Origin of the sequence: Micromonospora sp. S4605 (assembly GCF_003176715.1) — a bacterium.
GTDB lineage: Bacteria > Actinomycetota > Actinomycetes > Mycobacteriales > Micromonosporaceae > Micromonospora > Micromonospora echinaurantiaca.
In genome coordinates, this window is record NZ_QGSW01000344.1 from 1 (window position 1) to 9641 (window position 9641).

Here is a 9641-nt window from a genome sequence, read left to right on the forward strand (position 1 = left end):
GACAGGTACGGGGGGTCGATGATGCGGGCGTCGGGCGTGCGGGGGGCTGGTCCGGGCCCGATGGTCCGGTATCCTGACCGCCGGTCTCCGCCAGCAGGCCGCCGACCGGCGCCGGCGGTGACCGCCGCCAGGCAGCGGTACCACGGGGGCCGGCGGCTGACGGAAGGATGCTGTCGTGCCCAGGACCATGCCCGTCGGGCGTCGTGGCCGCCGCCCGCTGATCGCTCTGCTCGCCGCCGTCGCGCTGCTGTTCGGCCTGGGGGCGGTGCCCGCGTACGCGGAGCCGAACGAGGGTGGCACCAAGAAGCTCCGGGACGCCCTGGAGGCCACCGCGAAGGCGCACCTCGAGGCCAAGGCGAAGCTGGACAACTCCAAGCGCCGGCAGAAGGCGCTGGTGGGGGAGCTGACCGGGCTGGAGGTCCGGCTTGGTGAGCTGACCGAGCAGGTCGCCGAGGTGGCCGCCCAGTCCTACCGGGTGGGGCGGCTCACCCCGGCGTCGATGCTGCTCAACAGCGCCTCACCGGTGGCGTTCCTGGAACGCGCGGCGAACCTGGACCTGATGGCGCAGCGGGACGGCAAGCGGCTGCGCGAGCTGGCCGAGGCACGCCAGCAGGCGCAGGAGGCGAAGATCGCCCTCGACACCGAGGTCCGGGAGCAGCAGAAGCAGCTCGCCGTGATGGCGAAGAAGAAGAAGGAGGCCGAGGCCGCGCTCGCCGCGGTCAGCGGCGGCGGCAGCGGGGGCTTCAGCGGGGCCAGCTCGACCTCGGCCAAGCCGGCGCCCCGCAACCCGGACGGGTCCTGGCCGTCGGAGTCCTGCTCGGTGAACGATCCGACCACCTCCGGGTGCATCACGCCGCGCACCCTCAACGCCCTCCAGCAGACCAAGGCAGCCGGCTACAAGCGCTACGTCTCCTGCTACCGCAGCGGCGGCTCCGGCGAGCATCCGAAGGGCCGGGCCTGCGACTTCTCCGCCGCCGCCGGCGGGTTCGAGGACAGGACCGCGACCGGCGGGGACAAGGCGTACGGGGACAGCCTGGCCGCCTGGCACGTGCGCAACGCCAGCCGGCTCGGCGTGCTCTACGTGATCTGGTACCGGCAGATCTGGCATCCGGGCACCGGCTGGCGCTCGTACAGCGGTGGCGGCAGCCCCGCCGCCGACCATACGAACCATGTTCATCTCTCGATGTACTGACCCGGAGCGCCAGGTTCGCTGCGTACCATCGCGACGGTGAACTCCCCATCGCCCGACGTCGCGGTACCGCCCGCGCAGCCCGAGCCGGCCACGGGCCGGGCCCTGCCAGGAGGTCTCGCCGCGTTCCTGGTCTTCTTCTCCAGCGGCGCCGTCCTGGTGCTGGAGACGGTCGCGCTGCGCCTGGTCGGTCCGTACGTCGGGGTGACCCTCCAGGTGACCAGCTCGGTGATCGGCATCGCGCTGGCCGCCATCGCGTACGGGGCGTGGTCCGGCGGCTGGCTGGCCGACCGGCGGGACCCGCGTACCCTGCTGGCCCCGGCGCTGGTGCTGGCCGGTATCGCCACCGCGGTGACCCTGCCGGTGGTCCGGTACGCCGGTGAGGTGCTGCGCGGCGGCGCCGCGACCGCCATTCTGCTGCTGGTCGCGCTCGCCGTCTTCGTACCGGCGGCGCTGCTCGCCGCGGTCACCCCGCTGGTGGTCAAGCTGCAACTGGCCGACCTGCGCCGCACCGGCCAGGTGGTCGGCCGGCTCTCCGGCATCGGCACGCTGGGCGGCATCACGGCCACCCTGGGCACCGGCTTCGTGCTGGTCGCCGCCCTGCCCAGCACGGTCATCCTGTTCACCCTGGCCGCCGCGCTCGGGATCACCGGGCTCGCCCTCGGGGTGTGGCTGCGCCGCCGGGACCGCGCCGCCACGCCCGGCCCGGCCCGGGCCAAGGCCGCGCTGGCCGTACTCGGCCTGGTCGGGGCGGGGCTGACCACGGTCGCCCCGAACCCGTGCGACATCGAGACGGCGTACCACTGCGCCCGGATCGAGGCCGACCCCGACCGGGACAGCGGCCGGACCCTGCTGCTCAACTCGGCCCAGCACTCCTACGTGGACCTCGCCGACCCGACCCACCTGGAGTACGCGTACACCCAGTGGATCGGGGCGGTGGCCGACGTGGTGGCGCCGCCGGGACGGCGGCTGGACGCGCTGCACCTGGGCGGCGGCGGGTTCACCGTGCCGGGCTACCTGACCGCCACCCGCCCGGGCACCGACAACGTGGTCTTCGAGATCGACGGCGGGCTGGTCGAGCTGGGCGAGCGCGAGCTGGGCGTACGCCAGGGGCCGGCGCTGCGGGCGGTGGTGGGTGACGCCCGGATGCTGGTGGCCGGCGAGCCGGGCGACAGCCGCGACCTGGTGGTCGGCGACGCCTTCGGGCACCTGGTGGTGCCCTGGCACCTGGCCACCCGGGAGATGGCTGCGGAGATCCGCCGGGTGACCCGGCCGGGCGGCGTCTACGTGCAGAACGTCATCGACTACCCGCCGCTGCGCTTCATCCGCAGTGAACTGGCCACCGTCGCCGCCGAGTTCCGGCACGTCGCGCTGATCGCCCCACCGGTCGCCCTGGCCGGCGAGCAGGGGTCCAACTTCCTCATCGTCGCCTCCGACGCCCCGCTGCCGCTGGACGCGGTGCGGGCCCGGCTGGACACCCTCGACGAGGCGACCACCCTGCTGTCCGGCGCGGAGCTGAGCGGGTTCGTCGGCGACGCGCTGGTGCTGACCGACGACTACGCCCCGGTGGACCAACTGCTGGCGACCGCCTGAACGGGTGACTTCCTGACCGATTCCGACTCTGGAGGTGTAGTCCGGGCCCGCCGGGGCAACAACGCTGACCATGGGTGGAGGGGTCCAGAACGGCGCGCAACTGCTCGGTGAGCGTTATCGGCTGATCGAGCAGCTCGGCGCGGGTGGCATGTCCGTGGTCTGGCGCGGCTACGACGAGGTGCTCGGCCGGCAGGTGGCGGTCAAGGTGCTCGCTTCCCGGCTCGCCAGCGACCGGGCCTTCCGGCACCGGATCCGGATCGAGGCGCAGGCCGCCGCGCGGCTCTGCCACCCCAACATCACCAACGTGTACGACTACGGCGAGTCCGAGCAGGTCGGGCTGACCGTGCCGTACGTGGTGATGGAGCTGATCGACGGGGAGTCGCTGAACGGCCGGTTGCGCCGCGGCGGGCAGCTGCCCTGGCGGGAGGCGGTGACGATCGGCGCGGAGGTCTCCTCGGCGCTGGCCACCGCGCACGCCCGCGGGGTGGTGCACCGCGACGTGACCCCGGGCAACGTGATGCTGACCCCCACCGGGGTGAAGGTGGTCGACTTCGGCATCTCGGCGCTGGTCGGGGAGAGCGAGAAGGGGCCGGACGGCGCGTTGCTCGGCACGCCCGCGTACCTGGCGCCGGAGCGGCTGGACAACGGCCAGGTCTCGCCGGCCACCGACGTGTACGCGGTCGGCCTGCTGCTCTACCGGATGCTCACCGGCCGGCTGCCCTGGCAGGCCAGCACCACCACCGAGATGCTGCGCGCGCACATGTACAACGATCCGGAGCCGATGCCGCCGGTGCCGGGGCTGGCCGACGAGGTGGCCGACCTGGTGCGCCGCTGCCTGGCCAAGCGGCCCGAGGACCGGCCGGCCACCGCCGAGGTGGCCGCCACCCTCGCCGAGGCGGCCGGCATGCTGCCGGCGGTGCCGGTCTCCCCGGCCGCCGCACCGGCCGACGCGGCCACGCTGGCCAGCGCCGGCACCACCATCCTGCCCTGGTCGGCGGCGACGGACGCGCTGCCGTTCTCGCGTACCCGCAACCGCCGGGCGGTGGCCCGGCGCCGGAAGGTGGAGGCCGGGGTGGCCGCCGCGGGGCTGATCGCGGTGACCGCGTCGCTGTGGGGGCTGACCTCGCGCAGCCCGGCCAGCGGCGGCGTCGACGAGCCCACGCCCGCCCGGATGGGGGTGGAGAAGCCCGCTCCCTGCCGGGTGGCGTACGCGCTGCGCACCGACACCGGCAAGGACTTCACCGCCGAGCTGACCCTCACCAACACCGGTGACCGGGAGCTGCGGGAGTGGACGATGAGCTTCGCCTTCCCGGGGAAGCAGACGGTGACGAAGGCGGCGCCCGCGCCGGTTGACCAGCAGGGCAGCACGGTGACCGTACGGCCGGCGCCGGGGCGGCCCGCGCTGGCGCCCGGCGCGGCCGAGAAGCTCACCCTGACCGGCCGGCACACCGGCGTGAACCCGCTGCCGGTGGAGTTCCGCCTCAGCGGCGAGACCTGCGCGGTGCAGGTGTCCGGCGTGGCCGGCGCGGCACCCAGCACGGCACCGGCCCCCAAGACCACCAAGGCTCCGCCGAAGAAGAAGGTCACCACCAAGGCGGGCGGCAGCACGGCGAAGTCCGACAACTCCGGCAAGGGCAAGGGGAACGGTGGTGGAAAAAAAGCCGAGGGAAGGGACGGGGACGATGACGACGACCGCGACGACGACTGATCGTCTCGCGCCGGCCTGACGGCGGGCTGCCGGCGGCCGTGCTGACAGCGGGCCCGCGCCCTGTTGACGGATGGCCGGCGGCCGCCGTGCTGACGGGCGGGCGGTCAGGTCAGTGCGGCGAAGCGCTGCACCTCCTCGATGCTCCCCTCGACGATCAGCGTGCTGCCCGGCAGGACCAGGGTGTCGTCCGTGGCGTAGCGGAACCGTTCGCCCGGCAGCTGCACGCCGACCACCCGTACGCCGTGCCGCTCGGCCGGCCGGACCTCGGCCAGTGACCGGCCGGTGAGGCTCTGCGGCGCGCGTACCTTGGCGATGGCGAAGTCCGCGCCGAACTCGATGAAGTCGAGCATCTTGCTGACGATCAGGTGGGCCACCCGTTCTCCGGTCTCCGCCTCCGGGAAGATCACGTGGTGCGCTCCCACCGAGGCGAGGATCTTGGCGTGCTTGGTCGAGGTGGCCCGGGCCCAGACCTGCGGCCCGCCGAGCTCCACCAGGGCCAGCACGGCGAGCACACTGGCCTCGACCGAGGCGCCGATGGCGACCACCGCGCTCTGGAAGTCGGACGCGCCGAGCTGACGCAGCGCGTCCTCCTCGGTGGCGTCGGCCTGCACCACCCGGTCGAGCTGGTCAGACCAGCGCTGCACGAGTTCGGGGTTGCGGTCGACGGCCAGCACCTCGTGGCCGAGGTGGGTCAGCGACTCGGCCAGGTAGCCGCCGAACCGGCCCAGCCCGATCACCAGGATACCGCCGTCGTTGGTGCTGTCAGCCGACAATGGGTTGCTCCTCGGGGTAGCGGTAGAGCCGTCGCCGGGTGTTCAGGGCGATCGCCGACCCGAGGGTGAGCGGCCCGACGCGGCCGATGTACATCAGGGCGATGAGGGCGAGCTGCCCGCTCTCCGGCAGCGTGGGGGCGACGCCGACGGAGAGCCCGGTGGTGCTGAACGCCGAGGTCACCTCGAACAGCGCGGCGTAGAAGGGCACGCCCTCGGTCATCACGATCAGACCCACCGTGCCGGCCACCACCAGTGCGACGCTGATCAGCGCCACGGTGATCGCCTGTCGTTGGCTGGCGGTGGCCACCCGGCGGTGCCCGATCGTCACGTCGGGCTCGCCGCGCAGCTCGGCCCAGATGACGAACGCGAGCAGGAAGAACGTGGCCACCTTGATCCCGCCGGCGGTGCTGGCGCTGCCACCACCGATGAACATCAGCGCGACCAAGGTGGGGTACGTCTCCTCGCCGAGGCTGGTGGTGTCGAGCACGTTGAATCCGCCGGTGCGGATGAAGGCGTCCTGGGTGAACGCCGCGAGCAGCTTGTCCGGCCAGCCGAACTGGCCGAGGGTGCGCGGGTTGCCCCACTCCACGATGAGCAGGGCGAGGAAGCCGACCAGGAGCAGCACCAGGCTGCCCCAGACGGTCAGTTTGGTGCCGACCGCCCAGCGGGCCGGCTGGCGCCACTCCCGGACCGCCTCGAACAGCGCCGGGAAGCCGAGCCCGCCGATGATCGCGCCGATGGCCAGCGGCAGGGTGACCCAGGCATCGGTGGAGAAGCCGACCAGGTTGTCGGTGTAGAGCGCGAAGCCGCCGTTGTTGAAGCCCTGCACGGCATGGAAGACGCCGTGCCAGAGCGCCCGGCCCAGCGGGTAGTCGTAGCTGGCGGCCAGCCGGACCGTGAGGATCGCCGCGATCACCGCCTCGCAGATCAGCGAGGTGGCGGCGATGCGCATGAGCAGCCGGCGTACGTCGCCGAACCCGAACTCCTGGGTCTCGGCCTGCACCAGCAGCCGGTTGCGCAGCCCGAGGCGCCGGGCCACCACCAGGATCACCAGGGTCGCCCCGGTGACGATGCCGATCCCGCCGACCTGGGTGAGCACGGTGATCATCGCGAGGCCGAACTCGTTCCAGTAGTTCGGGGTGTCGACCACCGCCATGCCGGTGACCGACACCGCCGAGGTCGCGGTGAACAACGCGGTGACGAACGGGGTGTACCGGTGCTCACTGGTCGCCCAGGGCAGCATCAGCAGGCCGGTGCCGAGCAGGATCGTCGCCAGGAAGCCGAACGGCACCAGCCGTACGGGGTGACGAAAAAACCGGCGCACCAGACAATCTTCCTGTTCCGCCCGGATCGGGGTGGAGAAACCGGTATCCCGGGAGGGTTCACCTGTCGGCCAGTCTCGGGAACCACCGACGTGGCCACCCGCCCGGAGTTCGTCACCCGCCGGGCGACGAAGACCATCGACGGCACCCGGGTGACCGGCTGGTTCACCGAGGACTTCACGCTCGCCGAGCTGAAGACGCTGCGGGCCAAGGAGCGGCTGCCGCAGGTGCGGGTGGCCAACACAACCTTCGACGGCCGGTTCGAGGTGCCCACGCTCCAGGAGGTCATCGACCTCGCCCGAAGTTGCTCGACGCCACCGGGCGCCCGTACGACTTCACCGGCGCAGAGAACCAGTTCCTGCCGGCCAACCTCCGGATCGGCACCGACCCGAACGCCCGCGGCGACATCCAGGCCGAGTACGAACTCTTCTTCGGTCTGGGCCTGGACGGGGTCTTCGCCGACCACCCGGACACCGCCGTCGCGGCCCGCGCCGGTTTCGCCCAGCGCTGACCCGCCCACGTCGCCGGCCCGTCACCTCGCTCAGGTGGCGGGCCGGCGCTCAGGTGACGGGCCGGAACTCAGGTGGCGGGCCGGCGCCGTGCTCAGCCGGCCGCGAACTGGCCCAGCTTGTCCGGGTTGACCACGATGAGCAGCAGCTCGACCCGCCCGTCCGGGGCGCTCAGGGCGACCACCGCCTGCGGCGTGCCGTCACCGTCGGCCACCAGCACCGCCGGTTCGCCATTCGCCTCGACGATCCGGAAGGTCGAGGTACGCCAGTACTTGCGCCAGACGTTGTCCAGCAGGTTCGTCACCCGGGCCGGCCCGTGGACGTCCTTGCGTGCGGCGGCCACCCGGCCGCCACCGTCGGAGCGGGCGACCACGTCCGCGGCGAGGAGCTGTTCCAACCGGGCCAGGTTCCCGTCCCGGGCTGCCGCGACGAACGTCTCGACCAGCCGCCGCCGCTCACCGCGGGACGCGGGGGAGGACCGTTGCGAGGCCAGGTGCCGCCGAGCCCGGCTGAGCAGTTGCCGGGCGTTCGCCTCGGTGGTGTCGAGGACCTCGGCGACCTGCCGGTGCGAGTAGTCGAAGGCCTCCCGCAGCACGTACGCGGCCCGCTCGGTCGGGGTGAGCCGCTCCAGTAGCAGCAGGACGGCGGCATCCAGTGCCTCGGCCCGTTCGGCGCCGAGGGTCGGGTCCGCGCTGGTGTCCACCGGCTCCGGCAGCCACGGCCCCAGGTACCGCTCGCGGCGGGCGCGCGCCGAGCCGGCGGCGTTGACCGCCAGCCGGGTGGTGGTGGTGATCAGGAAGGCGGCCGGGTTGTGGACCTTCCGGCGGTCCGTGCCCTGCCAGCGCAGCCAGGCGTCCTGGACGACGTCCTCGGCCTCGGTGGCGCTGGCCAGCATCCGGTAGGCGATGCCGAACAGGCGCGGGCGGATGGCGAGGAACTCGGTGAGATCGTCGGCCGTCACGGCCGAGCAGCCGGGGGTGGCCGGGGTGCCGTCGGCGTCCGCTCGACCGCTCACCATGTGCCCAAACGTAGCGGGCGCCGCGGTGGGCCTGGCGGAGGAGCCCGGCCCACCGCGTGCGGATCCTCGCGGGGTTACGCCCGCTGGCCGGCCCGCTGGCGCCACTGCGCCACCGTCGTCGTGCCCTTCCGCGCGCCGTCGGCGGTCACCAGGGACCGTTCGTCCAGCCGGGCGCCGAAGTACCGGGCCTCCGGGTCGGTGACGACCTCCTTGGACTCCCCCTGTGCGGCGAGGGTGTCGCGGCCGAGCTCGTCGAGCCGGAACTGCTCCGGCCCGCCGACCTCCACCACGCCGTTCACCGGGTCGCCGAGGCTGACCTCGGCGACCGTTGCCGCGACATCGTCGGCCGCGATCGGCTGGATGAGCGCCGGGGAGAGGTGGACGGTGTCCCCGTCGGCTCCGGCCGCGACGATGCCCGGGACGAACTCGATGAACTGCGTGGCCCGGACGATCGAGTACGGGATGTCGGCGGAGCTCACGAGCTTCTCCTGGGCGACCTTCGCCCGCATGTAACCGCTGTCCGGAATGCGGTCGCAGTTGACGATGGACAGCGCCACGTAGTGGGCCACGCCCGCCTCGGCGCCGGCGGCGAGCAGGGTGCGGGTGGAGGTTGTGAAGAAGTCCAGCACCGCGGAGTCCTCGAACGACGGGGAGTTGGACACGTCGACGACGACGTCCGCGCCGGCGAGCGCCTCCGTGACGCCCTCACCGCTCAGGGTGTTGACGCCGGTCTTGGGCGCCGCGGCGACCGCCTCGTGGCCCTGCCCTTCCAGGATGGCCACGACCTTGCTGCCGATGAGTCCGGTGCCGCCGATGACGACGATCTTCATGGTCGATCTCTTCCCTTCCTGCCGCGGCATCTCACGCCGCAGTCAAGCACCTACGACCGGCCAGGGCGGCGATTCGTGACAACCGGTCAGCCGTTCGTGAGCTGGCCCATCCCCGCGGCGGTGACAGGTGCCCGAGGACGCTGTCGAGCTGCCCCACGCACAGGACCACCGCCGGGGCGTCCCGCGGGGTGTCTCGCCGGGGTGTCCCGCCGGGTGTCCCGCCGAGGTGTCCCGCCAGGGCGTCCGGCCGGGGTGTCCCGCCGACGTGTCCCGCGGGGGCGGCGCGGCCGGGGCACCCGCGAAGATCGCACTGTTTTTGTTGTCGTGGCCTCGGACGCGGTGGGAGGCCACTACATCCAGGATTGAGCGCGATCTTGCTGCTCGCCGCCGGACCGGAACCAGGGACGGCAGGGTCCTGCCCCGTCTGTGAGGGCAGCTCGACAGGACGGTACCGAGTACGGGCCGGGGTGCCGGCACGGTCGCCGTGCGGGCACCCGAAAGTGGTCGGAAGGCGGGAGTCGGTCACCACCGGGGGACGGCGCCGGTACCGGGGCGGCATCAGTTGTCGGGGCGCGCAGGTCGGGTCGGCCCCGGCAGCTCGCCAGGCGGTCAGGGCCGTGTCGGACGGCGAGCGGCCACCGCTCGGCGACGTAGCCGCCGCCGGCCCCGGCGGGGCGGTACGTCGAGGCGGGGCACCGC

Annotated in this window: 8 protein-coding genes; 4 read left to right on the forward strand and 4 right to left on the reverse strand. The window is 73.1% G+C overall.

Annotated features, from left to right (window positions below; genetic code table 11):
• Nucleotides 1-187: 187 nt before the first annotated feature.
• From DLJ47_RS29650 to DLJ47_RS29660, 3 genes are all read left to right on the forward strand, one after another.
• Complete coding sequence (locus DLJ47_RS29650; RefSeq protein ID WP_199236055.1) at nt 188-1192, forward strand: coiled-coil domain-containing protein; 1005 nt, start codon at nt 188-190, stop codon at nt 1190-1192.
• Between the two features lie 36 nt (nt 1193-1228).
• Nucleotides 1229-2782: a fused MFS/spermidine synthase gene (locus DLJ47_RS29655; RefSeq protein ID WP_109904911.1), complete on the forward strand. Its 1554-nt coding sequence runs from the start codon at nt 1229-1231 to the stop codon at nt 2780-2782.
• A gap of 70 nt (nt 2783-2852) precedes the next feature.
• Nucleotides 2853-4490 carry a serine/threonine-protein kinase gene (locus DLJ47_RS29660; RefSeq protein WP_109904913.1) on the forward strand — a complete coding sequence of 546 codons (1638 nt, stop codon included), beginning with the start codon at nt 2853-2855 and terminating at the stop codon, nt 4488-4490.
• Between the two features lie 104 nt (nt 4491-4594).
• Here the strand turns inward: DLJ47_RS29660 and DLJ47_RS29665 are convergent, their stop codons facing one another.
• Both DLJ47_RS29665 and DLJ47_RS29670 read right to left on the reverse strand, forming a co-directional pair.
• Nucleotides 4595-5227, reverse strand: a complete 633-nt coding sequence (locus DLJ47_RS29665; protein ID WP_109904921.1) for a potassium channel family protein — start codon at nt 5225-5227, stop codon at nt 4595-4597.
• 25 nt (nt 5228-5252) lie between these two features.
• Nucleotides 5253-6587, reverse strand: a complete 1335-nt coding sequence (locus tag DLJ47_RS29670) for a TrkH family potassium uptake protein (protein WP_109904915.1) — start codon at nt 6585-6587, stop codon at nt 5253-5255.
• A 302-nt stretch (nt 6588-6889) separates the two neighbouring features.
• On the opposite strand from DLJ47_RS29670, the gene DLJ47_RS37250 reads away from it, so the two are divergent.
• On the forward strand, nt 6890-7096 hold the full coding sequence (locus DLJ47_RS37250) for a hypothetical protein (protein WP_233258085.1): 207 nt from the start codon (nt 6890-6892) through the stop codon (nt 7094-7096).
• 92 nt (nt 7097-7188) lie between these two features.
• Here DLJ47_RS37250 and DLJ47_RS29680 read toward each other — a convergent pair whose 3' ends face one another.
• Together DLJ47_RS29680 and DLJ47_RS29685 are read right to left on the reverse strand one after the other, a co-directional pair.
• Nucleotides 7189-8112, reverse strand: a complete 924-nt coding sequence (locus DLJ47_RS29680) for an RNA polymerase sigma-70 factor (RefSeq protein WP_109904917.1) — start codon at nt 8110-8112, stop codon at nt 7189-7191.
• Nucleotides 8113-8186: 74 nt separating this feature from the next.
• Nucleotides 8187-8942 (reverse strand): SDR family oxidoreductase, encoded by a 756-nt coding sequence (locus DLJ47_RS29685; RefSeq protein ID WP_109904919.1) that lies wholly within the window; start codon nt 8940-8942, stop codon nt 8187-8189.
• Nucleotides 8943-9641: the final 699 nt, after the last annotated feature.

Bases quoted from the DNA above. Each gene is read 5' to 3' on its own strand.
- DLJ47_RS29660 (WP_109904913.1), top strand. From the start codon at position 2,853: ATGGGTGGAGGGGTCCAGAACGGCGCGCAACTGCTCGGTGAGCGTTAT.
- DLJ47_RS29685 (WP_109904919.1), bottom strand. From the start codon at position 8,942: ATGAAGATCGTCGTCATCGGCGGCACCGGACTCATCGGCAGCAAGGTC.
- DLJ47_RS29680 (WP_109904917.1), bottom strand. From the start codon at position 8,112: ATGGTGAGCGGTCGAGCGGACGCCGACGGCACCCCGGCCACCCCCGGC.
- DLJ47_RS29650 (WP_199236055.1), top strand. From the start codon at position 188: ATGCCCGTCGGGCGTCGTGGCCGCCGCCCGCTGATCGCTCTGCTCGCC.